The organism is uncultured Bradyrhizobium sp. (genome assembly GCF_947648125.1).
In the GTDB taxonomy this organism is placed as follows: domain Bacteria; phylum Pseudomonadota; class Alphaproteobacteria; order Rhizobiales; family Xanthobacteraceae; genus Bradyrhizobium.
This window is the reverse complement of the sequence record NZ_CANSMR010000005.1, coordinates 266,755-293,745: the sequence shown is the minus strand read 5'-3', so window position 1 is coordinate 293,745 and position 26,991 is coordinate 266,755. Positions and strand designations below refer to the sequence as shown.

Below are 26,991 nucleotides of genomic sequence, written 5' to 3'. Positions count from 1 at the left end.
TCAGCTTTCCAACGCGATGGCGTGAACGAGCCGGCCGTAATCGGCTTCCTTGCGGTGCACCGAGCGGCGGTAGCTGAAGCAGCGCTCGTCGGAATAGGTGTCGATGCCGAGATCGTCGATCATCAGCACGCCAGCATTTTCCAGCCGCATGCGGATGAAGCCGGCGAGATCGAACATCGCGTGGCCGTCGCGTTCGGCGGGCATGAAGAACATGCCGTTCTCGGCATCGGCCTCGATGAAGCGTTCGACGAATTCGTTTCCGACCTCGTAGGATTCCTTGCGGATCAGCGGGCCGATGGCGGCGACGATGCCGCCGCGCTCGGCGCCGAGCTTTTCCATCGCATCGATGGTCGATTCCAGCACGCCGGTCAGCGCGCCCTTCCAGCCGGCATGCGCCGCGCCGATCACCCGCGCATGGGGATCGACGAACAGGATCGGGCCGCAGTCGGCCGTCGTGACCGAGATCGCAAGCCCTTCGGTTCGCGTGACGAGCGCGTCCGCCTTCGGGCGCATAGAGCCGTTCCATGGACCGGTCACGGTCACGGCGTCGGGCGAGTGCACCTGATGCACGCTGATCAGGTGGTCGGACGGCACGCCGAGCTGCTCGGCCATCCGTCGCCGGTTCTCGGCGACCTTGGCCGGATCGTCGTGCGAGCCGAGCCCGCCATTGAGGCCGGCATAGATGCCCTCGGAGACGCCGCCCTCGCGCGAGAAGAAGGCGTGACGCAGGCCCGGAATGGCCGACAGCAGCGGTGATCCCAATGTCATTGTTCGGTCTCGTCAGGCGGATCGCTGAGGCCAGCGATCGAGGTGAGGTGCGGGTCGGAGATGGCCATGACCTTGAACATCGAGCCCATCCCGCCGCGCCCGGAATCGGTCAGGCGTTTCAGCGCGCCGGCAATGTCGGCGGAGACCTCGGGTGAGGCCTTCGCCATCAATCCCGCGGCCCGGGCCTCGACGCCGAGGCGCTTGAGGAAGTCGCCCTGCGTCGCCGGCCCGTGGACGCGCGCGCCGACATCCTCGGCGGCCCGCGCCAAGGCCTGGAAATCGACATGCGCCGTCACGTCGGCCTTTCCCGGGTTCTTCAGCGGATCGGCGAAGCTGTGGCGCGCGATCGCCTGGAAGGTGTCGCCGGCGTCGCTGCGCAGATGGCCGTAATCGATGATCAGCGCGGCGCCGTCCTGGTCGCGCAGGCGCGTTGCGAGCTTCATGATCTCGCTGTCGGGCCGCCATTCGAACACCGCGCCGAGCGGGGCGGCGCGCACCAGCGGCGGCAGCAGCAGCTCGAAATGCGGCGTCGGCTCGGCGGCGGGCGCGAAATACAGGCTGCCATTGGCGTCCATTCCGACCGTGCGCTCGTGCCAGCCGGTCTCGCGGCGGACCATCTGGTGGATCGGCAGCACGTCGAAATATTCGTTGGCGAGGATCACCGCCGGTCCGTCCGGCACGTCGTCGATGCTGTCGTGCCAGGTGATGTTGCGCACGCCGGTCAGCGTGGCGTGCTGCTTCTCGCGCAGCACCGGGTTGACCTCGACGAGGTGGATGCTGAGCGACTGGTAGAGCGGTGGCAGTACGCGCAGCGCACGCAGCGCATCCGACATCATGGTGCCGCGGCCGGGCCCGAGCTCGATCAGGCGGAACGTGTCCGGCGAGCCGATCGCGCGCCAGATCGAGGCGCTCCAGAGCCCGAGCAGTTCGCCGAACATCTGGCTGACCTCGGGCGCCGTGGTGAAATCGCCCTCGCGGCCGAGCGGATCGCGCGACAAATAGTAGCCGTAGCGCGGATGCATCAGGCACAATTCCATGTAGCGCCAGACCGGCATCGGCCCGGACAGCTTGATCAGCTTCCTGATCTCATCCAGCAGTGGGGAGGGTTCGCTCACGGCCTTCCTTGGATTGCACTTGCTTTAGGTTGAACGCGGCGCCGGCCCGTTCGCCCTGCGGCGAACGGCGGCCGTGATGATGATAGCGCCCACAATGATCATTGGCACCGACAGCAGCATCCCCATCGTTAATCCGCCCCACAGGAATCCGAGCTGCGGATCGGGCTCCCTGAAATGCTCGCCGATGATCCGGGCAATGCCGTAGATCGTGATGAAGCTGCCGAGGATCAGGCCGGGCCGCTTCAGCGCGCCCATCCGGATCATGATCGCCAGTGCAGTGAACAGCACGATGCCCTCGAGCCCGGCCTCGTAGAGTTGGCTCGGATGGCGCGGCAGCGGTCCGCCATTGGGGAAGATCATGGCCCAGGGCAGGCTTGGATCGGCGTGACGGCCCCACAATTCGCTGTTGATGAAATTGGCGAGCCGGCCGAGGAACAGCCCGATCGGCGCGACCGCGGTGGTGATGTCGCCAAGCGACAGGATCGGAATGTTGTTGCGGCGGGCAAACAGCATCACCGCGGCGACGCAGCCGAGGAAGCCGCCGTGGAACGACATGCCGCCCTTCCACAGTTCGAGGATCTCGGACGGGTGCGCGATGAAGAAGGGCAGGTTGTAGAACAGCACGTAGCCGGTGCGGCCGCCGACGATGATGCCGATCGTGACCCAGAGGATGAAATCGTCGAGCTGCGGCAGCGTGATCGGCGCCGGGCCGCCCCACAGCCGCTGCTTCTTGATCAGCGAGCGGGCGTAGATCCAGCCCAGCACGATGCCGACGATATAGGCCAGCGCATACCAGCGGATCACGATCGGCCCGAGCGCAAGCGCGACGGGGTTGAACACCGGAAAGTCGATCAGCAGAAACGGCATCGGGATCAGAGCGCTTTCGTGTAGACGGCGTAGGGCACGCCATGAATGGGCGGAGCGTCATGCACCTTGCTGAAGCCCATCCTGAGATACATCGGCAAGGCGACCGTCATGGTGGGGCTCGTGTGAAGCGCAATGGTCCGGCACCGGTCGCGCCGCGCCCTGGCGAGGCATTCCGACGTCAACGCATGCCCGAGTCCCTTGCCCCTGTCGACGGGGTCGACCGCCAGCATGCGAATGACCGGCCATGCCTGATCGAAGAATGCGGCCTTTTTGACGCCGGGCCCAAAATAGCCGACCGCGCCGGCCAGCCGGTCGCCGAGCTCGGCGACGATGATCTCGCCGCCGGAACTCAATTCGGAGGTTTTTGAAAGGCCGGCGCGCATCGCCGGCCAGTCGTTGAAGGCGTCGTGGAATTGCTCGAAGGCGGCAACAGCAAGCCGGTTCACCGCGTCGGCGTCGGAGCTTCGGTAGTCTCGAATGCGCGCGGCGTCCGCCATCCCTGTGCTTCGGGCCTCAGACCAGGTTGCGGCGATAGAGCGCGAGCAGGCGCTCCCAATGGCGTTCGGCGGCGTCGCGGTCGTAGACCGGGCGCTTGGGGAAGGCGAAGCCATGATGGGTGCCGGGATAGATCTCGACCTCGTTGTTCGAGCCTTTCATGCCCGCCTTCACCTGCTCGATGATCTCCGCCGGCGCGTAGATGTCGGTCTCGGCGCAGGCGAAATAGAGCTCGGCCTTGGTCTTCTGTGCGGCGAGATGCGGGCTGTCGGGCTGGTCGGTCGCCAGATGCGTGCCGTAGACCGAGGCGGCGGCCTTGACGCGATCGCCGAAATGCGTCGCCGCGTTCACCGCATAGCGGCCGCTCATGCAATAGCCGACCGTGCCGATGATCCTGGTGTTGGCCGCCTTCTGCGTCTCGGCGTAGGCGAGCAGGCCTTTGGTGTCATCCATGACCAGCGGGATGTTGAGCGAGTGCATCAGCTCGAACATCCGCTTGCGCTCGGGCGATTCCGGATCGGGATTGATCGGGCCGAGCTCCATCACGCCGGCGCGGTAATACATATTGGGCAGCATCACGTAATATCCTGACGTGCCGAGCCGGCGCGCCATGTCGCGCAGCTCCTCGCGGATCGCAGGCGCATCCATGTAGAAGATGACGACAGGGAAGGGGCCGCCGCGCTCGGGATGGGTGATGAAGGTGGTGGTCTTGCCGTCCTTGGTCGGGATCTCGACGGTCTGCTCGATCATGGCGCTTCCGCTCGCGTTGTGTGTGCGATTTCTGTTGTGAGTTCATACGATTGCAAGGAAACCGGAGCATGACAAGGCAAGTGCCCGTAAGGTCTGCCATTCGCGGCGGACTTGAACCGGATGGCGGGGATCGCCATTGTCTTCTGGCTAGCCAGTGAACGCGGAGAGTTTTGCGAGATGACCCAGACCAGCAACCGGTTTTTCGATGAGATCGGCCGTCTGATGAACGATGCCGCGGGCGCTGCCCAGGGCGTCAAGCGTGAGGTCGACACGGTCATGCGCAACCAGGCCGAACGGATCCTGCGCGACCTCGACGTGGTCAAGCGCGAGGAATTCGACGCGGTCAAGGACATGGCCCGCCTGGCGCGCGAGGAGAACGAGGCGTTGAAGGCGAGGATCGCCGCGCTGGAAGCCAAGCTCGGCGGTTCGGCGGGTTGATCTTCCACCCTCCCCCTCCAGGGGAGGGTGAAGCAAGAAAATTTCCTTCATTTCCTTGTCATTTCGGCCCTTTGGGGCTAAAAGCCCGCCACGTCCGCGGCCCCCGCACCCCTGGAGGCTTGCTGTGGACCTGAGCATGGGCCGCGCTGCGGCCTTTAACTTTTTAAATACAAGGACTTAACGCTATGGCGACCGTCAAGGAATTGAAGGCGACCGCGCGTCCGAAGAGCGGCAAGGGGGCCGCCCGGGCAGAGCGTCGCGCCGGGAGAGTTCCCGGAGTGATCTACGGAGACAACCAGCCCCCCGTCACCATCTCGGTCGACGATCGTGAACTGCGCCAGCGCATCCTGGCGGGCCGGTTCCTGACCACGATCTATGACATCGACCTCGAGGGCAAGAAGCACCGCGTGATTCCGCGCGACTTCCACCTCGACCCGGTGAAGGACTTCCCGATCCATGTCGACTTCATGCGGCTCGGCGAAGGCGCGACCATCCGCGTCAGCGTGCCGCTGCACGTCGTGAACGCGGAAACCGCCCCCGGCATCAAGCGCGGCGGCACCGTGAACATCGTCACCCACGCGCTCGAACTCGAGTGCGCGGTCGACAACATTCCGCAATACATCGAAGTCGACGTCGGCAGCCTCGAGATCAGCTACTCGCTGCATCTCTCCGAGGTCAAGCTGCCCAAGGGCGTGAAGTCGCTGACCCGCGAGGACGCGACGCTGGTCACCATCGTGCCGCCGTCCGGCTACGCCGAAGAGCAGAAGGCCGCAGCTGCGGCGGCTGCTGGTGGCGCGGCTCCGGCCGCGGGTGCTGCAGCTCCGGCCGCTGCGGCGGCTCCGGCTGCGGGCGCTGCGGCTCCGGCCGCGGGTGCCAAGGCTCCCGCCGGCGGTGGCGACAAGAAGAAGTAATCGATCAGGTCGGCGCGCGATCGTCTGATGGCGCGCCGACGTGGGATGCCGCGCCATGCGCCTTTTTGTCGGTCTCGGTAATCCTGGCGCGAAATACGCCAGCAACCGGCACAACATCGGTTTTCTGGCGGTCGACGAGATTGCACGGCGTCATGGTTTCGCACCATGGCGCCGTCGCTTTCAGGGCGAGGCCTCCGAAGGCGTGGTCGATCGTGAGAAGGTCGTGCTGTTAAAGCCGACCACCTACATGAACGAGTCCGGACGCGCGGTGCAGGAAGCGGCGAACTTCTTCAAGCTCGCCCCCACCGACATCACCGTGTTCCAGGACGAGCTCGAACTGCCGCCCGCCAAGGTGCGGGTCAAGATCGGCGGCGGGATTGCCGGCCATAATGGACTGCGCTCGATCTCCGCGCATATCGGCAACGAATATCGGCGGGTGCGGCTCGGGATCGGTCATCCCGGCGTCAAGGAGCTCGTGCACAGCCACGTGCTGTCGGACTTCGCCAAGAGCGACCGCGCGTGGGTGGAGGCCTTGTGCCAGGCCGTCGCCGACAATGCCGGCCTGCTGGCTGCGGGGCACGACGCCTCGTTCGCCAACAAGGTGCATCTGACGATGCAGGCCAAGGGATTTTTCGACACCAAGGACGAGGGGCCGAAGTAGACCCTCGTCATCGCCGGGCGCCTGTCCCCGACCTGATCGGGGATGACCCGGCGATCCACTCTTTCCAGTGGGATGGATACGCGGGTCAAGCCCGCGTATGACGACCCCACTCAGTTTAGCCGCGCAGCGTGAGCGCGAGAGATCGGGACCAACATGGGATTCAAATGCGGGATCGTCGGGCTGCCGAACGTCGGCAAGTCGACGCTGTTCAATGCGCTGACCGAGACGGCGGCCGCCCAGGCGGCGAACTATCCGTTCTGCACCATCGAGCCGAATGTCGGTGAGGTGGCGGTGCCCGATCCGCGGCTGGAGAAGCTCGCAACGGTCGCGAAATCCGGGCAAATCATCCCGACCCGGCTGACCTTCGTCGATATCGCGGGCCTGGTGCGCGGTGCGTCGCAGGGCGAAGGTCTCGGCAACCAGTTCCTCGCCAACATCCGCGAGGTCGATGCGATTGCCCATGTGGTGCGCTGCTTCGAGGACTCCGACATCACCCATGTCGAAGGCAAGATCGCGCCGCTGGCCGACATCGAGACCATCGAGACCGAGCTGATGCTGTCCGATCTCGACAGCCTCGAGAAGCGGGTCGACAATTTGTCGAAGAAGGCCAAGGGCAACGACAAGGAAGCCAAGGAGCAGCTCGAGCTCGTCAACCGCGCGCTGGTGCTGTTGCGTGACGGCAAGCCGGCGCGTGCGCTCGAGCGCAAGCCGGAAGAGGAGCGCGCGTTCCGCATGCTCGGGCTCCTGACCTCGAAGCCCGTGCTCTATGTCTGCAACGTCGAGGAAGGCTCGGCCAAGGACGGCAACAATTTCTCCAAGGCGGTGTTCGAGCAAGCCGAGAAGGAAGGCGCGGTCGCGGTCGTGATCTCGGCCAAGATCGAATCCGAGATCGCGACGCTGTCGCGCGCCGAGCGCGCCGAGTTCCTGGAGACGCTGGGCCTCGAAGAGGCCGGGCTCGACCGGCTGATCCGCGCCGGCTACCAGTTGCTCGACCTCATCACCTATTTCACCGTCGGCCCGAAGGAAGCGCGCGCCTGGACCATCGACCGCGGCACCAAGGCGCCTGCCGCCGCCGGCGTGATCCATACCGATTTCGAGAAGGGTTTTATTCGCGCCGAGACCATCGCGTATGAGGATTACATCGCCGGCAACGGCGAAGCCGGCGCACGCGATGCCGGCAAGCTCCGGCTGGAAGGCAAGGACTACGTCGTCGCCGACGGCGACGTCATGCATTTCAGGTTCAATACCTGAGCGCGGTCTAGCTTCGGTTTCTCCATTCGTCGTCCCGGGCAAGCAAAGCGCGACCCGGGACCCATAACCACAGTGCACTGTTGTTGCGCGACGCTGTGGCCCCAGCTCGCTTCATCCCCACGTCCTGTGGTTATGGGTCCCTGCTTTCGCAGGGACGACATTGAATGTGTGGACGGGGCGCAGCCAAAGAGCGCTCACCTATCCGCGCGGCCGATCACATCCATCAGCTCGGCGATCTTGCGCCGCTGGTCGGCCTTGTCGCCGGACGAGATCGCATGCTCGACGCAATGGGCGACATGATCGCGCAGCACCTCTTCCTCGACGCGGCGTAGCGCGGCGCGCGCGGCGGCGATCTGCGTCACCACGTCGATGCAATAACGGTCTTCCTCGACCATGGCGGCCAACCCGCGGATCTGACCCTCGATCCGTTTGAGCCGTTTTAAACAGGATGTCTTGACGTCGTCTCTCATAGGTCTCATATACCCCCCTAGGGTATACAAATCAAGAGGCCGGGATACCGGCCGGGAAGAGTTTCGTGGCACACGCAGAGCACGACCATTCGCACGCGGATCACCACCATCATGGCGCGGCCGCGCATTCCTGCTGCGGCGGCAAGCATGATCACGACACGACGCCGGCCGAAGCAGCGTTCGCGATCGATCCGGTCTGCGGCATGAAGGTCAACCCGGCGACCGCCAAGCACCGTTTCAACTACAACGGGGAGGAGTACCTGTTCTGCAGCGGCCGCTGCCGCGAGCGTTTCGAGGCCGAGCCGGACAAGTACCTCAAGCCGCGCGAGGCGGAGCCGCCGATGCCGGCCGGCACGATCTACACCTGCCCGATGCATCCGGAAGTGCGCCAGGTCGGTCCCGGCAGCTGCCCGATCTGCGGCATGGCGCTGGAGCCGGAGGAGATCTCGCTCGACGACGGGCCCGATCCCGAATTGATCGACATGACGCGGCGGTTCTGGATCGCGCTGGCGCTGACGCTGCCTGTGTTTGCGCTCGAGATGGGCAGCCATCTCGGGCTGATGCATCTGGTGCCGCAGGCCTGGTCGAACTGGATCTCGTTCGTGCTGGCGACGCCCGTCGTGCTGTGGGCCGGCGCGCCGTTCTTCGTGCGCGGCTGGCAGTCGGTGGTCACGCGCAACCTCAACATGTTCACGCTGATCGCGATGGGCGTCGGCGTCGCCTATCTCTACAGCGTGGTCGCGACGCTGGCGCCGCAACTGTTCCCGCCGGCGTTTCGCGACATGCATGGTGCGGTCGCGGTGTATTTCGAGGCGGCGGCCGTCATCACGGTGCTGGTGCTGCTCGGCCAGGTGCTGGAATTGCGCGCCCGCGCGCAGACCACGGGCGCGATCCGCGCGCTGCTCGGCCTCGCGCCCAAGGCTGCGCGGCGCGTTACCGATCACGGCGACGAGGACATCGACATCGACGCGATCAAGGTCGGCGACCGCCTGCGCGTGCGCCCGGGTGAGAAGGTGCCGGTCGATGGCGTCGTCATCGAGGGCAACGCGGTCATCGATGAATCCATGGTCACGGGCGAATCGATGCCGGTCGCGAAGGCCGAGGGCGATAGCGTGATCGGCGGCACGGTCAACCGGAGCGGCGGCCTCGCGATGCGCGCCGAGAAGGTCGGCCGCGACACCATGCTGTCGCGCATCGTCGACATGGTGGCGAAGGCGCAGCGCTCGCGCGCGCCGATCCAGCGGCTGGCCGATCGCGTCGCCGGCTGGTTCGTGCCGGCGGTGATCGCCGCCGCTGTGCTCGCCTTCATCGCCTGGACGGTGTTCGGCCCCGAGCCACGCCTGACCTTCGCGCTGGTCGCCGCGGTCACGGTGTTGATCATCGCCTGCCCGTGCGCGCTGGGGCTGGCCACGCCGATGTCGATCATGGTCGGTGTCGGCCGTGGCGCGCATTCCGGCATCCTGATCCGCGACGCACAGGCGCTGGAGCGGATGGAGGCGATCGACACGCTGGTGATCGACAAGACCGGCACGCTCACCGAGGGCAAGCCGAAGGTCGTGCGCATCATTGCGGCCGAAGGGGTCGACGAGAACGACTTGCTCCGCCGTGCCGCCAGCGTCGAGCAAGGCAGCGAGCATCCGCTGGCGCAGGCGATCATCGCGTCCGCCAGGGAGCGCAAGCTGGCATCGGCGGTCGTCAGCAATTTTGCGTCGCCCTCCGGCAAGGGCGCGATCGGCACGGTCGAGGGCAGGCAAGTTGCGCTCGGTAACGCCGTGCTGATGGGCGAGTTGAAGATCGCCACGTCGGCGCTGGACCAGGCCGCCGAGGCCGCGCGGCGGGATGGTGCGACGGCGATCTATGTCGCGGTCGATGGGCGCGTCGCCGGCGTGATTGCGATTGCCGATCCGGTCAAGGCGTCAGCCGCGAATGCGCTGAAGGCGTTGCGCACGGAGGGTCTGCGCATCGTGATGCTGACCGGCGACAATGAGACCACCGCGCGCGCGGTGGCGAAGACGCTCGGCATCGACGAGGTCGAGGCCGGCGTGCTGCCGGAGCGCAAGAGCGAGGTGGTGCAGCGGCTGCGCGGCGAGGGCCGCACCGTCGCGATGGCGGGCGATGGCGTCAACGACGCGCCGGCGCTCGCCGCGGCCGATGTCGGCATCGCGATGGGCGGTGGCACCGATGTCGCGATCGAGAGCGCCGGCATTACGCTGCTCACCGGCGACCTGACGGGCCTCGTCCGGGCGCGGCGATTGTCGGTCGCAACCATGCGTAACATCCGCCAGAATCTGGCGTTCGCCTTCGTCTACAACGCCGCCGGCGTGCCGATCGCGGCCGGCGTGCTGTATCCGCTGTTCGGCATCCTGCTGTCGCCGATGGTGGGCGCCGCCGCGATGGCGCTGTCCTCGGTCAGCGTGATCGGCAACGCGCTGCGGCTGTCGAGGGTGAAGCTGGATTGAGCTCTTGTCTCCCGCCCTGCAAACTCTGGGCGAGGGACATACCATGCGTAGCCCGGATGAAGCGCAGCGCAATCCGGGGCCGGTCTCGCCAGGTGGAGATGGCCCCGGATTTCGCTTCGCTGCATCCGGGCTACAAAAGTTACGCTGGCAGCAGAAGCTGCGCGCGCCGCTCCATCTCGGCGTCGAGCCAGGTTGCGAGATCCTCGCTCACCTCCACCATCGGCAGCCGCACCTCAGGGCTGTCGATCAGCCCCTGCCGCCACAGCCAGTGCTTGGCCGGCGCCGGGCTCGGCTCCGCGAACAACAGCCGGGTCAGGCCGACGACACTCTGCCAGGCGGCCAGTGCCGCGTCGCGCTTGCCCTGCTTTAACAGCGTGCGGATCGAAGCGAAGGTGTCAGTTTGCAGATGCGCTGAGAGCAGGATCGCGCCGTCGGCGCCGTCCGAGAGCGCATCGAAGGTCTGCGCGTCTTCGCCGGTCAGCACGCGGAAGCCGGCGGGCCTGCGGTTGAGGAAGTCGATCGACTGCGCGCGGTCGGCAGAGCAATCCTTCATGCCGACGATGTTGGGATGTTCCGCGAGCGCCAGCAGCGTCTCGTTGGTCAGGTTCACCGCCGTGCGATACGGAATATTGTAGAGCATGATCGGCCACGAGGCGTGATCGGCCAGCGCATTGAAGTGCTGCACGAGCCCGCGTTGCGAGGGCCTGATGTAATAGGGGCTCGCGATCAGGTAGCCGTTGATCGGCCAGTCGGCCGTATCATCCAGCGTTTCCTTCATCCGGGCTGTAGAGGCGCCGGAGAGACCGAGACAGACCGGCAAATGGCGGGAGTTGGCACTGAGCTCGTCGAGCACGACGCTGACCAGCCCCTCCAGCTCATCGGTGCTCAGCGCCATGCCTTCACCGGAGGTTGCGCCGAGGATGAACCCGTCGACGGGGCCGCTGGCATAGTGCCGCACGAGGCGGCGTAGCGAGGTGACATCGAGTTCGCCGTCGCGAAACGGCGTGATCAGGGGCAGCCAGAGGCCCTGCAATTGCTGGTGTAGTTCAGTCATGTTCCATCTCCTTGGGAAGTCAAAGCCGGAGACGGGACCAACAAAAAACCCCGTCCAGGCGGCGGGGTTTCGGGATCGGTTTGAATGCGAAGGTGATCTTATCGCGCGCGATCTCGTGTCCCCGGGAGGGGAGTTTTTTTCGACGACAGAACGGCGCACGAAGTCGTGATCATTGGAGAATGATGCTGCGCTGCGAGGTTGTTGTCAATGCACATGCTGACCGTGACGTGCGGCGCGTTTGCGCGTGACATCAAGGTGAAAAGACATGCGGATGAAAAAAAGCCGGGCTCGAGTGAGCCCGGCTTAAGGTATTGGCCACGTGAGGCCGACACAATCACCTTCCAAGAGGGATTACTGAACTTCCGCGCCACTGGAGGAGGGGGACATATGCGCGACGCGACCGCTCAGCGTGTGAACACTATGATCCCCATCGACGCCCTGCAGCAACTATCCAGGTCGCATGTCAGTCATGCGGAGATTCAGGGGCCTCTTGGGGCAGCGCGGAAAGCCTATAAACGAGCCCTATAAGGGCGACTTAATCAGGACGGCCAGCGCTGCGCCTTGCTCACCACGAAGTCGCGGAACACCTGCACCCGGGCCACGGTCTTCAGCTCTTCCGGATAGACGAAGTAGGTGTCGAGCGCGATCGAGTCGGACTCGCCGAACAGCTGCACGAGGTTGTTCTGTTCGACCAGATAGTCCGGCAGCGCAGCGATGCCGAGGCCCTGCTGGCAGGCCCGCACCAACCCAAGGATGTTGTTGACCTTGAAGTAGGGTTCGCGCGGACCGGAGCCGTTGCGGCCGGCATCGATCAGCCAGCTGCGGTTCTGCAGATGCGGCGGCACTTGCGAGTCGCCGAGCATGATGATGCGGTGCGAGTCGAGATCATCCAGCGTCCGCGGCGTGCCGAAGCGCTTGATGTATTCCGGCGAGCAATAGGCATGGAAGCCGATCGAGAACAGCTTGCGCTGGATCAGGTCCGGCTGCGTCGGCTTGCGGGTGCGGATCGCGACGTCAGCCTCGCGCATCGACAGGTCGAGATCCTCGTCGGTGACGATCAGCGAGATCCGGATGTCCGGATAGAGCGCGACGAACTCGTCGAGCCGCGGGATTAGCCAGTTGATGCCGAGCGCCGGCGGCGTCGTGATCTTGAGGTCGCCGCTCGGCCGCTCGCGGCTGTCGGTGAGCTTTGCGCGCGCCGCTTGCAGCTGCATGAAGACGTCATGCGCGGTGCGGAACAGCAGGTCGCCCTGTTCGGTGAGGATCAGGCCGCGGGCATGGCGGTGAAACAGCGACACCGAGAGCTCCTGCTCCAGTGCGCTGACCTGGCGGGAGACCGCCGATTGCGACAGGCCGAGCTGCTCGCCGGCATGCGTGAAGCTGCCAGCCTCCGCCGCCGCGTGAAAGACCTTCAGCTTGTCCCAATCCATGTCCGTAAATCCGTCGCGAGATCGTGCCATGATTATTCCGCCGCTGCGCGATCGCTCGCGCGAAGAGCAATGAAGCGTTCGGCCTCGAGCGCTGCCATGCAGCCGAGACCGGCGGCGGTGACCGCCTGCCGAAAGGTTTCATCCGCTACGTCGCCGGCGGCGAACAGGCCGGGCATCGAGGTCGCCGTCGAATTCGGCGCCACCTCGACATAGCCCGACGGTTTCAGCTTGATCTGGCCTTTGACGAGCTCCGTCGCCGGCGCATGGCCGATCGCGATGAAGACGCCGTCGGTCTTGAGGTTGGTCAGCGCGCCGGTCTTGACGTTCTTCAGTCGCACATGGGTGACCTTGTTCGGGTTCTCCGATCCGCAGATCTCGTCGATCGCGGAGTCCCACACCACCTTGATCTTGGGATGCTTGAACAGCCGCTCCTGCAGGATGCGCTCGGCGCGGAAATGATTGCGGCGATGCACGATGGTGACCTGCGAGGCATGATTGGTCAGGTACAGCGCTTCCTCGACCGCGGTGTTGCCCCCGCCGACCACCACGACGTCCTTGCCGCGGTAGAAGAAGCCGTCGCAGGTCGCGCAGGCCGATACGCCGCCGCCCTGGAACTTCTCTTCCGAGGGCAGCCCGAGCCAGCGCGCCTGGGCGCCGGTGGCGAGGATCACCGTCTCGGCGAGATAGACGTCGCCGGAATCGCAGGTCAGACGAAACGGGCGTTGGCTGAGTTCCAGCTTGTTGACGAGATCAGTGACGATCTTGGTGCCGACATGGGCCGCCTGCTTCTCCATCTGCTCCATCAGCCAGGGGCCCTGGATCACATCGGCGAAGCCGGGGTAGTTCTCGACGTCGGTGGTGATGGTGAGCTGCCCGCCCGGCTGAATGCCCTGGATCAGTATCGGTTCGAGCATCGCGCGCGCCGCGTAGATCGCTGCGGTGTAACCGGCGGGGCCGGACCCGATGATGACGACCTTGGCATGGGTAGGCGCGGGCATTGTGAGATCCCTCTGTTTTGGGGATTTTGATCAAGGACTTGTGCGGGAAGCGCCCCGGAAACGCGTCACGGCGGCGCCAAAAGTGTCAAATCCAAGTCTAGGATATCTGGGAAGCTATGCAAGATTTGCAATCCATGGCAGCGATTTTTCCCCGGAACTGAAGTCACATTCGCGAAATCGTGCGCTGCACGCGCAATAAAATTGCGCAATGCCGGCTGGCTGCGCTATGAGAGTTGCCGGCAGACCCGCCGAGCCTTCCAAACCCGTAGGGAACCCAAGTCGCGTGTCGAAGAACCTTGACGAGATCGACCTCAAAATCCTCGCCGAGATCCAGGCCGATGGCCGAATCACCAATGTGGAACTCGCCAAACGCGTCGGGATCTCGCCACCGCCCTGCCTGCGCAGGGTCCGGGCGCTGGAGGAGGAGGGCTACATTCAGGGCTACCGCGGCCTGCTCGATCCGCGCCGCCTCGGCTACGACGTCACGGTGTTCGCCTCGGTGCATCTGTCGAGCCAGGCCGATGCCGATCTCCGCGCCTTCGAGAATTTCGTGCGCGCGGAGCCGTTGGTGCGGGAATGCTGGATGCTGTCGGGCGAAGTCGATTTCATCCTCAAATGCGTCGCCCCCGACATGGCGACCTTCCAGGATTTCGTCACCCACCTGACGGCCGCGCCGCATGTGCGCAACGTGAGGACATCGCTGGTGCTGCACAATTCGAAATACGAAGCCGCGGTGCCGCTGGGCGTGAAGGCGGCGGGCTGAGTCCGCATTCTTTCGTCATTGCGAGGAGCGAAGCGACGAAGCAATCCATGCTTCCCGCTTGCGGTGAGGTGGATTGCTTCGCGGAGCCTGTCACCGGGCGCGCGTTCGCGCGACCCGTTGGCTCGCAATGACGATGTTCGCTACTTCTTGCCCATCGCGGCGTCGACGCTGATCGGGCCGGGGCCCGAGGTCGCGAGGTAGAGACAGGAGAAGCAGAACAGGATCGCTGCGGTGCCGTTGTTGAGCAGCGGCAGCAACACCGGCTCGGCCGGGTTCTTCAACATGTGGCCGAGGAAATAGGCGAACGCCATCTCGCCCGACAGGATGAACGCGGCCAGCCGCGAGAACAGGCCGATCATCAGGAGCGCGCCGAGCACCAATTCAAGCCAGCCCGCAGCCTGGATCAACGGCGGGATATTGGCGAAGTAGGCGAGCACGGGAAACTTGAAGATCTTCGCGACGCCGTACTGAAACAGCAGCAGTCCGGTGATGAACCGGAACAGGCTCAGCACCGTCGGCTGCCATTTGGAAAACATCTGGTCCATTGTCATTAACCCCCTGATTGACACGCTGGAACATTGCACGATGCAGAGGCACACGGTGTTCGCCACCCGAGTGTGATGTCAACACCTTGCGCCCGGAATCATTCCTCGCGCGATGGACGTTGCGCGAGAACGCACCAGTGACACGGTGACGCGCCGCGATGCGTGTTGCGACGCAATCATCGGCTCCGCCGCCGGTCCCCGACATGATTATAATTCATAAACATGTCACGGCCTCACTAGTACGGCGTGCAGCGGCTCTCCACTCACATTGCTGTCAGACCGGGGGAAAACGCGGGCACAAAAAAAGCTGCGTGCAACACGCGGCCTTTTTGCACCAGTCACATCAAGGTAACTACCGCCACTCGACCTTGGTGATCTCGTAGGCCTTGGCGCCGCCCGGCGCCATCACTTCGACAGTGGTGCCCTTCTTCTTGCCGATCAGCGCGCGTGCAAGCGGCGAGGTGATGGAGATGCGGCCCTTCTTGGCGTCGGCCTCGACCTCGCCGACGATCTGCCACACCGCCTTCTTCTCGGTGTCCTCGTCGATGAGCGTCACGGTCGCGCCGAATTTGATGGTGTCGCCGGACAGTTTCGAAATGTCGATGATGTCGGCGCGCGCGAGCTTGTCCTCGAGCTCGGCGATGCGGCCCTCGTTGTGCGACTGCTCTTCCTTGGCGGCGTGATACTCGGCGTTCTCCGAGAGGTCACCGTGCGAGCGCGCTTCCGCAATATGTTCGATGATGCGCGGACGATCCTCCGACTGTCGCTTCTTGAGCTCGTCCGTCAGCGCGGCGTAACCGCCCGCGGTCATCGGAACCTTATCCATCATCTTCGTCCTTCATCGTGCGCGCCCGGCGGCCGTGCACGAATATCCAGTTCAGCTAACGCAGGAATCAGGACGCGAATGCGCCCGGAAGCCCAGTGATTTTCGGCCCCGCGAAGGGCCGTGACAACATCCAATCGCGCGGTGAGTTCCAGCCATTCGGCTAATTGACCGCTTCGGGCCTTCAGCCCGGGAAGCGGTCAGCTTTCGGAAAAGTAACTCTGAAGCGTGCGGACCTCAAGGTCCCCGTCCCGATAGGCCCGGATCCCCCGCGCGGCCGCCACCGCGCCTGAAAGAGTGGTGTAATATGGCACTTTATGCAAGAGGGCAGCCCGCCGCAGCGAGCGGCTGTCTGCCAGGGCCTGCGGACCTTCGGTGGTATTGAAGACCAGCTGGACGTCGCCATTGGTGATGGCGTCGACGATGTGCGGACGGCCTTCGAGCACCTTGTTCACCTTTTCCGTCGGCACGCCGTTGTCGCTGAGATAGCGCTGCGTGCCCGAGGTTGCCATCACCTTGAAGCCGAGCGAGTGCAGCAGCCGCACAGCATCCGCGATGCGCATCTTGTCGTCGCCGCGCACCGAGACGAACACCGTGCCCTGCCGCGGCACACGCGTGCCGCCGCCGAGCTGGCTCTTCGCGAACGCGACCTCGAAGGAGCGGTCGAGGCCCATCACTTCGCCGGTCGAACGCATCTCCGGTCCGAGCACGGTGTCGACGCCGGGGAAGCGCGCGAACGGGAATACCGATTCCTTCACGCCGACATGGTCGAGCTTCTTCTTCTTCAGCTTGAAGTCGGCGAGCTTTTCGCCGGCCATGATCCGCGCCGCGATCTTGGCGACCGGCGTGCCGATCACCTTGGCGACGAACGGCACGGTGCGGGATGCGCGCGGGTTGACCTCGAGCACGTAGATATCGCCGTCCTTGATGGCGTATTGCACGTTCATCAGGCCGACCACGTCGAGGCCGAGCGCGAGCTCGCGGGTCTGCCGCTCCAGCTCCTCGATGGTCTTGGCGTCGAGCGAATGCGGCGGCAGCGAGCAGGCGGAGTCGCCGGAGTGGATGCCGGCCTCCTCGATATGCTCCATGATGCCGACGATGAAGGTGTCCTTGCCGTCGCAGAGGCAGTCGACGTCGACTTCGGTCGCATCAGACAGATAGCGGTCGAACAGCAGCGGGTTCTTGCCGAGCACGGTGTTGATCTGCCCGGTCTTGTCGTTCGGGTAGCGTGCCTTGACGTCGGCGGGAACAAGCTCGGGCAGGGTGCCGAGCAGGTAATCGTTGAGCTGGGTCTCCTCGCGGATGATCTGCATCGCGCGGCCGCCGAGCACATAGGACGGGCGCACCACCAGCGGCAGGTCGAGATCGGCGGCCACCAGGCGTGCCTGCTCGACCGAATAGGCGATGCCGTTCTTCGGCTGCTTGAGGCGGAGCTTGTCGAGCACGCGCTTGAAGCGGTCGCGGTCCTCGGCGAGGTCGATCGCATCCGGCGAGGTGCCGAGGATCGGCACTTCGGCGGCTTCGAGCGCGCGGGCAAGCTTCAGCGGGGTCTGGCCGCCGAACTGCACGATCACGCCGTGCAGCGTGCCGTTCTTGCGCTCGGTCGCCACGATCTCCAGCACGTCTTCGGCGGTGAGCGGTTCGAAATACAGCCGGTTGGCGGTGTCGTAGTCGGTCGACACCGTTTCCGGATTGCAGTTGACCATGATGGTCTCATAGCCGGCGTCCTCGAGCGCGAAGCAGGCATGGCAGCAGCAATAGTCGAACTCGATACCCTGGCCGATGCGGTTCGGCCCGCCGCCGAGAATGATCACCTTCTTGCGGTCCGACGGCGCGCTCTCGTCGGCAAGCTCGCCCGCGAACGGCCGCTCATAGGTCGAATACATGTAGGCGGTGGGCGAAGCGAACTCGGCCGCGCAGGTGTCGATGCGCTTGAACACCGGGCGCACCCCGAGCGCGTGGCGCTTGGCGGTGATGTCGGCTTCGGTGGTGTCCGTGAGCACGGCGAGCCGCGCATCCGAGAAGCCCATCGCCTTCAGCATTCGCATGCCGAACGCGTTCGGCGGCAGGCCGTTGCTGCGGACCTTGTCCTCCATCTCGACGATGGCGCGCATCTCTGTCAGGAACCAGGGGTCGATCTTGCAGGAGTTGAAGATCTCCTCGTCGGTCCAGCCGAGCCGCATCGCCTGCGCGACCTGCAGGATGCGGTTCGGCGTCGGCGTGCCGAGCGCGGCGCGGATCGCGTTCTTGTCGTCGCCGCGGCCGAGTCCCTCGATCTCGATTTCGTCGAGACCGGTCAGGCCGGTTTCGAGCCCGCGCAGGGCCTTCTGCAGGCTCTCCTGGAAGGTGCGGCCGATCGCCATCACTTCGCCGACCGACTTCATCGACGTGGTCAGCGTGGAGGAGGCGCCGGGGAATTTCTCGAACGCAAAGCGCGGAATCTTGGTGACGACGTAGTCGATGGTCGGCTCGAACGAGGCGGGGGTGGCGCCGCCGGTGATGTCGTTGGCGATTTCGTCGAGCGTGTAGCCGACCGCGAGCTTGGCCGCGACCTTGGCGATCGGGAAGCCGGTGGCTTTCGAAGCCAGCGCCGACGAGCGCGATACGCGCGGATTCATCTCGATCACGACCATGCGGCCGTCGACGGGGTTGATGCCGAACTGGACGTTGGAGCCGCCGGTCTCGACCCCGATCTCGCGCAGCACCGCCAGCGAGGCGTCGCGCATGACCTGGTATTCCTTGTCGGTCAACGTCAGGGCCGGCGCGATGGTGATGGAATCGCCGGTGTGCACGCCCATCGGATCGAGGTTCTCGATCGAGCAGATGATGATGCAATTGTCCTTCTTATCGCGCACCACCTCCATCTCGTACTCTTTCCAGCCGAGCACGCTTTCCTCGATCAAGACCTCGTTGGTCGGAGAGGCGTCGAGCCCGCGCTCGATGATGTCGAGGAACTCTTCCTTGTTATAGGCAATGCCGCCGCCGGTGCCGCCCATGGTGAAGGAGGGCCGGATGATCGCGGGCAAGCCGATCTCCGACAGCGCCATCAGCGCCTCGCCGAATGCGTGCTCCTGATAGCGCTTGCGACGTTCGTTCTCGCCAAGCGTCCACTGCCGCTCGAGTTCTTCCAGCGCCGCGCCGGACAGCTTCTCCCGCTCGGCAAGATATTTGTCGCGGTAGGACTTCTTCAGCGCCGAGGCGTTGGCGAGCCGCGATTTTGGCGTCTCCAGCCCAATCTTGGTCATGGCCTCGCGGAACAGCTGGCGGTCCTCGGCCTTGTCGATGGCGTCAGCCGTGGCGCCGATCATCTCGACGTCGAACTTGTCGAGCGTGCCCTGACGGCGCAACGAGAGCGCGCAGTTCAGCGCGGTCTGGCCGCCCATGGTCGGCAACAGCGCGAAGCCGCCCGGGATGACGTTGCGCTCCTTCTCGATGATCTTGCCGACGATTTCGGGTGTGATCGGTTCGATATAGGTGGCGTCCGCCAGTTCCGGATCGGTCATGATGGTGGCCGGATTGGAATTGACGAGGACGACGCGGTAACCCTCCTCCTTCAGAGCCTTCACCGCCTGCGTGCCGGAATAGTCGAATTCGCAGGCTTGGCCGATCACGATGGGACCGGCGCCGATGATCAGGATGGTGGAGATGTCGGTTCTTTTGGGCATCAGCTCTCGCGGACTGGAATTTGGGCACAAAAAAAGGGCGCGCGTCCCGCGCGTCCCTCGAGCCATGCGCTACGTCTTGTAGCGCCGGAAGCGCGATCCCTCGCGCGCGGGTGGTCTTTAGACCAGTTTCCGCACCCGCGAAACCCCAAAAAGCGCCCAATCAACTGCGATTCTGGGGGAAATTCCTCGTTCGACCTATGCCCGGCTGGGGGGCTCGGCAGGCGGGGGTGGGTCATACCGGGAGCCCGGCTTCGCCCTGCGGGCTACGCCGCGGCAGCCTTCGCTATAAAAGGCTTGCCGAGCCGAAGCTGCGTGAGCAGCGAAGGCTGGAGGCCCGGCCTGGAGTTGAACCAGGATAAACAGTGTTGCACCACTGCCGCGTCGACGCTTCCGCCACCGGGCCGAGTGGATCATTGCTGATTATTTCAGCGGCCGCTACGTTTACTTTTGGTTAACCCTAATATTTTGCGCAACCTCTGATCAGTGGTGCGCCACGAACGTCATCCGCCACGGATTGTGCCCGATGTTGCGCGGTGCGCGCGTGGCGGTGAAGCCGGCGGCGGCGAGCTTCGCGATCATCTCGTCCTCGCGGTAGCGCTGCAGCCCGATCCTGGTGCGCAGCTGCCGGTAATCGGACAGCGCGGTCGAGGCGAGCCCGATCAACGCATCGCGCAGGAAGCCGTGGGTCGCGGCAAAGCGCAGCAGCGCGATGACGTCCCGCGCCATACCGACTTCGGGCCGCAGGATATCGCCGAGCACGAAACGGCCCGAGGGTTTCAGCAGGCGGTGGATCACGTCGAACGCGGAGGCGAGCTCCTGCGGCGTCATGTATTGCGCCACCGAGTTCATCACCACGAGGTCGATCGAATCCGCCTCCATGTTCTTCAGTTCATCGAGCGAGCGGACGCGGATCCTGGTGTCGAGCGCAAAGCGCGCGACCAGGCGGCCGCGGACGCCGGGCGCAGGCTCCGCCAGATAGAGCTGGGCGCAGGCATTGGCGACCTTCGCCGCCGACAGCGCCTCACCGCAGGCATAGTCCAGCACCACCGCGCCGGGCGAAGTGATGTAGCCGATGATGTCGTTGGCGATGACCTGGAAATGCAGGTCGCGGTGCAGTCGGCTCGCATAAATCGTATGCGTGGAATCGTAATAGTCGATCCATTCATCCATCGCGTTTGGTATCCGGCAGAACGGGTTCCCGACTTCCAGGAACAGGTGGGCTGAAGATGCGTTAGCGGTCCGGCGGCCAATGTTCAATGCGCCGAAATACGGGGGTTCCTAACAGGAAGGTCCAACCTGAGCAAAGCCAGGGCTGACAAGGTCTCGGGCTCGTTCAACACGCTTCTGGCCGACGCCTTCGCGCTCTACCTGAAGACCAAGAATTTTCACTGGCACGTCAGCGGCCGGCATTTCCATGATTACCATTTGTTGCTGGACGAGCAGGCCGACGCGATCTTCGCCACCATCGATCGGCTCGCCGAACCGGTGCGCAAGCCCGGCGCCGCGATGCAATGCCTACCGCTTCCACAGCCGCACCAGCGGCCCGTTCTTGCCCATCACCGGATCGGTTGCGGGGATCGCCACCAGAGGGATCGTCTTCAGCGCCTTGGCGTGGTTCTCCGGCGTCGGCCGTTGCAGGTCCATCGGCGGGCCGGGCGGATAGGCGCCGACCACGCTGAAGTCGCCGCTCGCCGACAGGCATTGATGCCCGGTGCCGGCCGGCAGGATCGCGACGTCGCCGGCTGCGATCTCGAGCGCACGCCCGCGCTCGCCGCCGAACTGCACGCGCGCGCTGCCGCAGGCGACGCCCAGCACCTCGTGCACGGTGGCGTGGTAATGCGCGAAGTCGTAGACGCCGTTCCGCCACATCGCGCCCCAGCCATTGCTGCCGAACAGCTGCTCGATCGTGGCCTCGGGATTTTTGCTGAGGTCGACCGCGGCCTTGTAGACCAGAAACGGCATCGGATTGTTCGGCACCAGGCCGTCGTCCTGAAAGACGATGGTCAGCGGTTCGGCATCCTTACTCACCACCGGCATGGCGGCTCTCCAGCGTTGCGAGGGGCGGTGATATCAAACCGTCGGTCCGGAAACCGTTCCCGCTAGATCTTGAACTTCAGCACCTCGTCCTTGAATTTGAGCCCATGCCCTGGCCGTTCCGGCGCGGCGATCATGCCATTGGCAATCTCCGGCGGATCGACCCAGATGTCGTCGATCAGGGCCATGTTCTCGCACCAGATGCCGTTCGGGATCGAAGCCAAGAGGTGCACATTGAGTTCGGGGAACAGATGCGGCGCGATGGTGATGCCGAAGGTGTCCGCAAGCGCCGCGATCTTGCGCAGGTCGGTCATGCCGCCGCGCATCGGGTCGGGTTGCAGGATCGGCAGGCAGGGATTGAGAAAGAACGGCCGCAGATCGTAGCGCGTGAAATGCGTCTCGCCGCCGACGACGCGCATGTCCAGCGCCGCCGCGATGCGCTGGTAGCCGGCGAAATCATCGGCCGGCACCGGCTCCTCCAGCCAGTAGATATCGTACTTCTCGAACTTGCGTCCCATCTCGATGGCGACATCGGCACTCCAGCCCATGTTGACGTCGATCATGATGTCGATGTCCGGCCCGAGCGCCTCGCGCATGCGGCGCACATTGTCGAGGTCCTGCGCGGGCGTGTGAACATGCGCGACCTGCATCTTGATCGCCTTGTAGCCCTGCTGCACGAAATGCAGCGCCTTCTCGATCATGCCATCGCCACCGGCGCCGCGGAAGCAGCCGGAACCATAGATCGGGATCTCCGAGCGATAGTGCCCCCACAGCCGGTGCAGTGGCAGCCCGGCGCGTTTTCCCACCGCATCCCACAGCGCGATGTCAAGCGCCGACATGGCCATCGCGGCGATGCCGCCGCGGCCATAGGTCATCGTCGCCGTCCACAGATCGCGCCAGATCGCCTCGATCGCGGTGGCATCCTTGCCGATGACGCGCGGGATGATGCACTCGTCGAGACAGGCAGCAATCGACTGCATCGCCGGGCGGAACACGAACAGATAGCCCATGCCGGTGATGCCGCCCGACGTCTCGACGTCGCAGATCAGGATGTCGCGCGTCGCGCCCAGCGCTGCGCCCTTCAGCCAGCGGTCGTCGGCCCAGGGCAGCCGCAACATCGTGACGCGGATGTCGCGGATGGCCATGTCTGGATTGGCTGAGGTCATCGGGCGTTTCCTTCCTTCCAGGCCGGATCATGTTGCCTGATCTCGGACAGGGAAACTCAATCACAGAGCACTGCCGCCAATCCAGCGCGCTTCGTCATGCCTCCAATGCGCCAGGACGCGATTGCCTTCAGGCGTTTTTGGGAAGCTCGAACACCATGCAGGTCGTGGTCGCGTGCGCGATCAGCTTGCCGTTCCCATCGGTGATGCGGCCTTCGGCGGTCGCGGCGCGCCGGCCGGCGTTGAGCACCCGGCCCTCGGTGCGGATCTTGCCGGTGTCCTTGCTCATGCCGCGGACGAAGGAGATCTTGAATTCCAGCGTGGTGTAGCCAGAGCCCTTCGGGAGGGTGGTCTGCACCGCGAGCGCCATCGCGGAATCAAGCAGGATCGCGACATAGCCACCGTGCACCGAGCCGATCGGGTTGTAGTGGCGCAGGCCGGGGATGCTGTGGATCACCACATGACCCGGCTCGGCGGTACAGTCGAACGGCTCGACGTTCTCCATGATCGGCGGCTCCGGCAGGGTGCGGGCGAAGATGCCGCGCACGAAGTCGAGCCCCGGCATCGACGCCATCACCTCGATCGAGGAGACGCCGTAGACGGGCTCTGGGATGGCGCTGTCGGTCATGTCGGCATGTCCCGTGAGGTGATGCGAAGGCACATTGTTGCTGTCGGTTTTAGCCGCACACAACAGCTGTCATGCCCGGACTTGATCCGGGCATCCATCTTTCTTCAAGGGATGGATTGCCGGGGCAAGCCCGGCAATGACGGCCGCGATCTACGCCGCCTGCTTCTTCTTCCGCATCAGATCGGCAAACCGCTGGAACAGATAGTGCGAGTCGCGCGGGCCGGGCGACGCTTCCGGGTGGTACTGCACCGAGAACACCGGCTTGCCCTCGAGCGCGATGCCGCAATTGGAGCCGTCGAACAGCGAGATATGGGTCTGGGTCGCGCCGGCGGGCAGCGTCGCCTGGTCCACGGCAAAGCCGTGGTTCATCGAGGTGATCTCGACCTTGCCGGTGGTCTCGTCCTTGACCGGATGGTTGGCGCCGTGGTGCCCCTGATGCATCTTCATGGTCTTGGCGCCGACGGCGAGGCCCAGCATCTGATGGCCGAGGCAGATGCCGAAGGTCGGCGTCCCCGAAGCGAGCACCTTCTGGATGACGGGCACGGCATACTTGCCGGTGGCGGCGGGATCGCCCGGGCCGTTCGACAGGAACACACCGTCCGGCTTCATCGCCAGGATGTCCTCGGCCGCCGTCGTCGCTGGCACCACGGTCACCTTGGCGCCGACCCCGGCGAGCAGGCGCAGGATGTTGCGCTTGATGCCGTAGTCGATTGCGACCACGTTGAATTCCGGCGCGGTCTGCCGGCCAAAACCCTTGCCCCACTCCCACGGGGTCTCATCCCAGGTGAAGCGCTGGCCGGAGGTGACCATCGGCACCAGGTCCATGCCCTCGAGGCCGGGCCATTCGCGGGCCTCTTCCTTCAGGCCGTGCAGGTCGAACTCGCCGTTCCTGGCGTGCGCGATCACGGCGTTGGGCATGCCCTTGGAGCGGATCAGCGCGGTCAGCGCGCGGGTGTCGATGCCGGAAAGGCCGATGATGCCGCGCGCCTTCAACCACTGGTCGAGATGGCGGGTGGCGCGGTAGTTCGAGGGATCGGTGATCGCCGAGCGCAGGATCACGCCGCGCGCGCCGGGCGTCGCGGCCATGTTCACCGTCTCGATGTCTTCCTCGTTGGTACCGACATTGCCGATATGCGGGAAGGTAAAGGTGATGATCTGGCCGGCATAGGACGGATCGGTGAGGATCTCCTCATAGCCGGTCATCGCGGTGTTGAAGCAGACCTCGCCGACGGCGTGGCCTTCCGCGCCGAGACCGAAGCCTTCCAGCACGGTACCATCGGCGAGCACAAGGAGCGCGGTCGGTTTGTGGTCCGGCCAGGCGTGAGCGTTTTCGGGGGTTGTCATGAGCCCTTTAAATAGTCGCCGCACCCTGCGGCGTCAAAGCGAAAGGGCACGGATTCACACGGCAATGTCAGCCGATTTGACAGGCCTGAACGGCCTTTTAATCTAAAGTTCCCTGAAGCGGCCGTTTGCTTGCCGAAAATGACCCGGTCCGGAGCTCCCGCATGGATAACACGATGCCGATCCTGCTCGTCCCGGGCCTCATCTGCTCACCGCGGATCTTTGCCCCGATCATTCCGGCACTGTGGCGGTGCGGGCCGGTCACGGTCGCCAACCATGTCAGGGACGACAATATGGGGGCGATCGCCCGCCGGATCCTGGCCGAGGCGCCACCGCGCTTTGCGCTCGCCGGGCATTCGATGGGCGGCTACATCGCCTTCGAGATCATGCGGCAGGCGCCCGAGCGGGTCGCGAAGCTGGCGCTGATGAGTACCCAGGCGAGGGCTGACACGCCGGAAGCAACTGCACGCCGCCGCGGCATGATCGAGCGTGCCAAGAATGGCCAGTATCGCAGCGTGGTCGACGAGCTGTTTCCGGACTTCGTGCATCCGTCGCGGCAGGGCGACGCAAGCCTGCGTCAGGTTGTTTATGACATGAGCGAGGATGTCGGCGCGGAGGCCTTCATCCGTCAGCAAAACGCGGTGCTCAGCCGGCCGGATTCGCGGCCGGGCATGGCCTGGATCAAGTGCCCGACCCTGGTGCTGACGTCGGATACCGACAACACCGTTCCGAATTTATTGTCGGACGAGATGGCCAACGGGATTCCCGGGGCAAAGCTCGTGGTGCTTCCCAATTGCGGTCACCTGCCGCAGCTGGAGCAGCCGCAGGCGTGTGCCGATGCGCTGGTCGAATGGCTCAGGAGCTGATTGCCATCAGCCGCAATGGGCGGCTTTTGTCCACAGTGGCAGGAGCACAAAGCCGACGATGGCAAGATCGAGCGGATAAAGAAACCGCTTGGTCGTTTGCGAGATCGGCTGTTGTCCCGGTCGTTGTATCGCGGGATAGATCGCGATCGGGTCGAAATCCTTGTCCCAACCGAGCCGGTAGGACAGCCAGGATAAGAAATCGTAGGCCGGCACATACAGGAACGCGATCAAGAGGAAGCCGTTTGCCATCAGGCTGATCCAGGAGGAGCTGATTTCTCGGGCAAAGCCCGGAAGGGTTGTGCAGGCGTAGGGGCCAAAACGGCTCGCCCATAGCAGCGCGAGACAGAACGCAAGTGTCGCGAGATGCTTTCCAGACGCAAGTGTCGCGAGATGCTTTCCAGTTCCCATGCAAGTGCCTATATAGACTTGGAATTGACGGTGCGCCACGAGTTTGCGGTGCGGTCTTGAGTGAGGCGACAATGCTGCGCGACGATATCAATACTGCGGTCAAGGAAGCGATGAAGGCGAAGGACGAGCGCAAGCTCTCCACGCTGCGCATGGTCAATTCGACCATCAAGAACGCCGACATCGACGCGCGCGGGCAGGGCAAGCCGCCACTCTCCGATGCCGATCTGCTCGGCCTGCTGCAGAAGATGATCAAGCAGCGCCAGGAGTCGGTCGAGCTCTACGACAAGGGTGGCCGCGCCGAGCTCGCCGCCCAGGAGCGCGAGGAGATTGCCGTCATCTCGGCGTACCTGCCGAAGCAGATGTCCGACGACGACGTGAAGGCCGCGATCGCGGCGATCATCGCCGAGACGGGTGCTGCCGGGATCAAGGACATGGGCAAGGTGATCGGTGCCCTGAAGGCGAAGTACGCCGGCCAGATGGATTTCGGCAAGGCCAGTGGCCTCGTGAAGGCGGCGCTCGCGGGATAGCGGCGGAAGCTTCCGATGTTTCGTGTCGCGGCGGACAGTCTGGAAGCTTACCTCGCGTTTGATCCCGGCCGGACCGCGGATCTCGAACAAGTCCATGCGGTGATGCGAAAGGCCGCGCCTTCGCTCAAGCGGCACTTTCATGCGGGCGCGCCGGCCGGCGAGGCCGGCATGCGCATGAACATGATCGGCTACGGTCAGTTTCGCTACGCGATCAAGTCCGGCAAGACGGCGCTCTGGCCGGTGATCGGGGTGGCGCTGCAGAAGAACTACATCAGCATCTATGTCGCGGTGACCCGTATAGGGAAGCCGCTGGTGTCCTGCTATGCCGGCAAGCTCGGCGAATTGCGGGCGGGCGGCAACAATTTCAGCTTCGAGGCGTTTGTTGATCTGAAGGCGGCTGCCGTTGCGGCGCTGTTCGCCGAGGCCGCCGATATCTTCGAGGCGGATCAGGAGAACCCGGTCCGCTACATGCAGGGAAGCTGAGATCGGCTTGCCGCAAAGGGGCACCAAGGCCTCGCGAAGGCGGCGCCCTCGGGGTGACGTTCTGGAAAAACTGGAGAC

Annotated in this window: 27 protein-coding genes, 1 tRNA gene and 1 pseudogene; 10 read left to right on the top strand and 19 right to left on the bottom strand. The window is 64.6% G+C overall.

Annotated elements, in window-relative coordinates; genetic code table 11:
* The 5 genes from pgeF to Q0030_RS12870 all read right to left on the bottom strand — a co-directional run bounded on the left by pgeF (position 1) and on the right by Q0030_RS12870 (position 3,995).
* On the bottom strand, positions 1 to 768 hold the full coding sequence (gene pgeF / locus Q0030_RS12890) for a peptidoglycan editing factor PgeF (protein ID WP_298367198.1): 768 nt from the start codon (positions 766 to 768) through the stop codon (positions 1 to 3).
* On the bottom strand, positions 765 to 1,823 hold the full coding sequence (locus tag Q0030_RS12885) for an SAM-dependent methyltransferase (protein ID WP_298367333.1): 1,059 nt from the start codon (positions 1,821 to 1,823) through the stop codon (positions 765 to 767). The genes pgeF and Q0030_RS12885 overlap by 4 nt, the downstream gene beginning before the upstream one ends.
* Positions 1,824 to 1,907: 84 nt before the next feature.
* Positions 1,908 to 2,750, bottom strand: a complete 843-nt coding sequence (gene lgt / locus Q0030_RS12880; protein ID WP_298367195.1) for a prolipoprotein diacylglyceryl transferase — start codon at positions 2,748 to 2,750, stop codon at positions 1,908 to 1,910.
* Between the two features lie 5 nt (positions 2,751 to 2,755).
* On the bottom strand, positions 2,756 to 3,247 hold the full coding sequence (locus tag Q0030_RS12875) for a GNAT family N-acetyltransferase (protein WP_298367193.1): 492 nt from the start codon (positions 3,245 to 3,247) through the stop codon (positions 2,756 to 2,758).
* A 16-nt stretch (positions 3,248 to 3,263) separates the two neighbouring features.
* Positions 3,264 to 3,995, bottom strand: a complete 732-nt coding sequence (locus tag Q0030_RS12870) for a dienelactone hydrolase family protein (RefSeq protein ID WP_298367191.1) — start codon at positions 3,993 to 3,995, stop codon at positions 3,264 to 3,266.
* A 177-nt stretch (positions 3,996 to 4,172) separates the two neighbouring features.
* Here Q0030_RS12870 and Q0030_RS12865 point away from each other — a divergent pair, with 177 nt between their 5' ends.
* The 4 genes from Q0030_RS12865 (at position 4,173) to ychF (ending at position 7,256) form a co-directional block, all read left to right on the top strand.
* A complete protein-coding gene (locus Q0030_RS12865) occupies positions 4,173 to 4,433 on the top strand; it encodes an accessory factor UbiK family protein (protein ID WP_038388183.1) in 261 nt (86 codons plus the stop codon).
* A 185-nt stretch (positions 4,434 to 4,618) separates the two neighbouring features.
* A complete protein-coding gene (locus Q0030_RS12860) occupies positions 4,619 to 5,344 on the top strand; it encodes a 50S ribosomal protein L25/general stress protein Ctc (protein ID WP_298367189.1) in 726 nt (241 codons plus the stop codon).
* A 55-nt stretch (positions 5,345 to 5,399) separates the two neighbouring features.
* Complete coding sequence (gene pth / locus Q0030_RS12855) at positions 5,400 to 6,005, top strand: aminoacyl-tRNA hydrolase (RefSeq protein ID WP_298367187.1); 606 nt, start codon at positions 5,400 to 5,402, stop codon at positions 6,003 to 6,005.
* A 153-nt stretch (positions 6,006 to 6,158) separates the two neighbouring features.
* Positions 6,159 to 7,256, top strand: a complete 1,098-nt coding sequence (ychF, locus tag Q0030_RS12850) for a redox-regulated ATPase YchF (RefSeq protein ID WP_298367185.1) — start codon at positions 6,159 to 6,161, stop codon at positions 7,254 to 7,256.
* 194 nt (positions 7,257 to 7,450) lie between these two features.
* Here the strand turns inward: ychF and Q0030_RS12845 are convergent, their stop codons facing one another.
* Positions 7,451 to 7,726: a metal-sensitive transcriptional regulator gene (locus Q0030_RS12845; RefSeq protein WP_097671571.1), complete on the bottom strand. Its 276-nt coding sequence runs from the start codon at positions 7,724 to 7,726 to the stop codon at positions 7,451 to 7,453.
* A 65-nt stretch (positions 7,727 to 7,791) separates the two neighbouring features.
* Between Q0030_RS12845 and Q0030_RS12840 the strand changes: the two genes are divergently transcribed.
* Positions 7,792 to 10,185, top strand: a complete 2,394-nt coding sequence (locus Q0030_RS12840; RefSeq protein WP_298367182.1) for a heavy metal translocating P-type ATPase — start codon at positions 7,792 to 7,794, stop codon at positions 10,183 to 10,185.
* Between the two features lie 139 nt (positions 10,186 to 10,324).
* Here the strand turns inward: Q0030_RS12840 and dapA are convergent, their stop codons facing one another.
* The 3 genes from dapA to trxB form a co-directional block, all read right to left on the bottom strand.
* Positions 10,325 to 11,239 carry a 4-hydroxy-tetrahydrodipicolinate synthase gene (gene dapA, locus Q0030_RS12835; RefSeq protein ID WP_298367179.1) on the bottom strand — a complete coding sequence of 305 codons (915 nt, stop codon included), beginning with the start codon at positions 11,237 to 11,239 and terminating at the stop codon, positions 10,325 to 10,327.
* Positions 11,240 to 11,778: 539 nt separating this feature from the next.
* Positions 11,779 to 12,699: a LysR family transcriptional regulator gene (locus Q0030_RS12830; RefSeq protein WP_029081982.1), complete on the bottom strand. Its 921-nt coding sequence runs from the start codon at positions 12,697 to 12,699 to the stop codon at positions 11,779 to 11,781.
* 2 nt (positions 12,700 to 12,701) lie between these two features.
* Positions 12,702 to 13,667, bottom strand: a complete 966-nt coding sequence (trxB, locus tag Q0030_RS12825) for a thioredoxin-disulfide reductase (RefSeq protein ID WP_298367173.1) — start codon at positions 13,665 to 13,667, stop codon at positions 12,702 to 12,704.
* Between the two features lie 283 nt (positions 13,668 to 13,950).
* On the opposite strand from trxB, the gene Q0030_RS12820 reads away from it, so the two are divergent.
* Positions 13,951 to 14,430 carry an Lrp/AsnC family transcriptional regulator gene (locus Q0030_RS12820; protein WP_298367171.1) on the top strand — a complete coding sequence of 160 codons (480 nt, stop codon included), beginning with the start codon at positions 13,951 to 13,953 and terminating at the stop codon, positions 14,428 to 14,430.
* Between the two features lie 140 nt (positions 14,431 to 14,570).
* Here Q0030_RS12820 and Q0030_RS12815 read toward each other — a convergent pair whose 3' ends face one another.
* The 5 genes from Q0030_RS12815 to Q0030_RS12795 all read right to left on the bottom strand — a co-directional run bounded on the left by Q0030_RS12815 (position 14,571) and on the right by Q0030_RS12795 (position 20,633).
* Positions 14,571 to 14,975 (bottom strand): DoxX family protein, encoded by a 405-nt coding sequence (locus Q0030_RS12815; RefSeq protein ID WP_298367168.1) that lies wholly within the window; start codon positions 14,973 to 14,975, stop codon positions 14,571 to 14,573.
* Between the two features lie 352 nt (positions 14,976 to 15,327).
* On the bottom strand, positions 15,328 to 15,801 hold the full coding sequence (greA, locus tag Q0030_RS12810) for a transcription elongation factor GreA (RefSeq protein ID WP_157113323.1): 474 nt from the start codon (positions 15,799 to 15,801) through the stop codon (positions 15,328 to 15,330).
* Positions 15,802 to 15,998: 197 nt separating this feature from the next.
* A complete protein-coding gene (carB, locus tag Q0030_RS12805) occupies positions 15,999 to 19,463 on the bottom strand; it encodes a carbamoyl-phosphate synthase large subunit (protein ID WP_298367164.1) in 3,465 nt (1,154 codons plus the stop codon).
* Between the two features lie 327 nt (positions 19,464 to 19,790).
* Positions 19,791 to 19,866 (bottom strand) — tRNA-OTHER (locus Q0030_RS12800).
* Positions 19,867 to 19,943: 77 nt separating this feature from the next.
* Positions 19,944 to 20,633 (bottom strand): class I SAM-dependent methyltransferase, encoded by a 690-nt coding sequence (locus tag Q0030_RS12795; protein WP_298367162.1) that lies wholly within the window; start codon positions 20,631 to 20,633, stop codon positions 19,944 to 19,946.
* 96 nt (positions 20,634 to 20,729) lie between these two features.
* Between Q0030_RS12795 and Q0030_RS12790 the strand changes: the two are divergent.
* A pseudogene (locus Q0030_RS12790) lies at positions 20,730 to 20,957 on the top strand (ferritin-like domain-containing protein); the annotation flags it as partial.
* Between the two features lie 21 nt (positions 20,958 to 20,978).
* Here the strand turns inward: Q0030_RS12790 and Q0030_RS12785 are convergent.
* From Q0030_RS12785 to carA, 4 genes are all read right to left on the bottom strand, one after another.
* Positions 20,979 to 21,500 carry a hypothetical protein gene (locus Q0030_RS12785; protein ID WP_298367160.1) on the bottom strand — a complete coding sequence of 174 codons (522 nt, stop codon included), beginning with the start codon at positions 21,498 to 21,500 and terminating at the stop codon, positions 20,979 to 20,981.
* Positions 21,501 to 21,562: 62 nt separating this feature from the next.
* Positions 21,563 to 22,663 (bottom strand): mandelate racemase/muconate lactonizing enzyme family protein, encoded by a 1,101-nt coding sequence (locus Q0030_RS12780; RefSeq protein WP_298367158.1) that lies wholly within the window; start codon positions 22,661 to 22,663, stop codon positions 21,563 to 21,565.
* A 127-nt stretch (positions 22,664 to 22,790) separates the two neighbouring features.
* Entirely contained in the window at positions 22,791 to 23,288 is a 498-nt protein-coding gene (locus Q0030_RS12775; RefSeq protein WP_298367156.1) for a PaaI family thioesterase, read from the bottom strand.
* A 150-nt stretch (positions 23,289 to 23,438) separates the two neighbouring features.
* Positions 23,439 to 24,632 carry a glutamine-hydrolyzing carbamoyl-phosphate synthase small subunit gene (gene carA, locus Q0030_RS12770; protein ID WP_298367154.1) on the bottom strand — a complete coding sequence of 398 codons (1,194 nt, stop codon included), beginning with the start codon at positions 24,630 to 24,632 and terminating at the stop codon, positions 23,439 to 23,441.
* Positions 24,633 to 24,793: 161 nt separating this feature from the next.
* On the opposite strand from carA, the gene Q0030_RS12765 reads away from it, so the two are divergent.
* The gene (locus Q0030_RS12765; RefSeq protein WP_298367152.1) at positions 24,794 to 25,495 is read left to right on the top strand and encodes an alpha/beta hydrolase; all 702 of its coding nucleotides are present in this window, start codon (positions 24,794 to 24,796) and stop codon (positions 25,493 to 25,495) included.
* Between the two features lie 6 nt (positions 25,496 to 25,501).
* Here Q0030_RS12765 and Q0030_RS12760 read toward each other — a convergent pair whose 3' ends face one another.
* Positions 25,502 to 25,744, bottom strand: coding sequence for a hypothetical protein (locus tag Q0030_RS12760; protein WP_298367150.1), 243 nt, complete (start codon positions 25,742 to 25,744; stop codon positions 25,502 to 25,504).
* 230 nt (positions 25,745 to 25,974) lie between these two features.
* Between Q0030_RS12760 and Q0030_RS12755 the strand changes: the two genes are divergently transcribed.
* Positions 25,975 to 26,430: a GatB/YqeY domain-containing protein gene (locus Q0030_RS12755; RefSeq protein WP_298367148.1), complete on the top strand. Its 456-nt coding sequence runs from the start codon at positions 25,975 to 25,977 to the stop codon at positions 26,428 to 26,430.
* A 15-nt stretch (positions 26,431 to 26,445) separates the two neighbouring features.
* Positions 26,446 to 26,913, top strand: a complete 468-nt coding sequence (locus Q0030_RS12750; RefSeq protein ID WP_298367146.1) for a hypothetical protein — start codon at positions 26,446 to 26,448, stop codon at positions 26,911 to 26,913.
* The last annotated feature ends 78 nt before the right edge of the window (positions 26,914 to 26,991 follow it).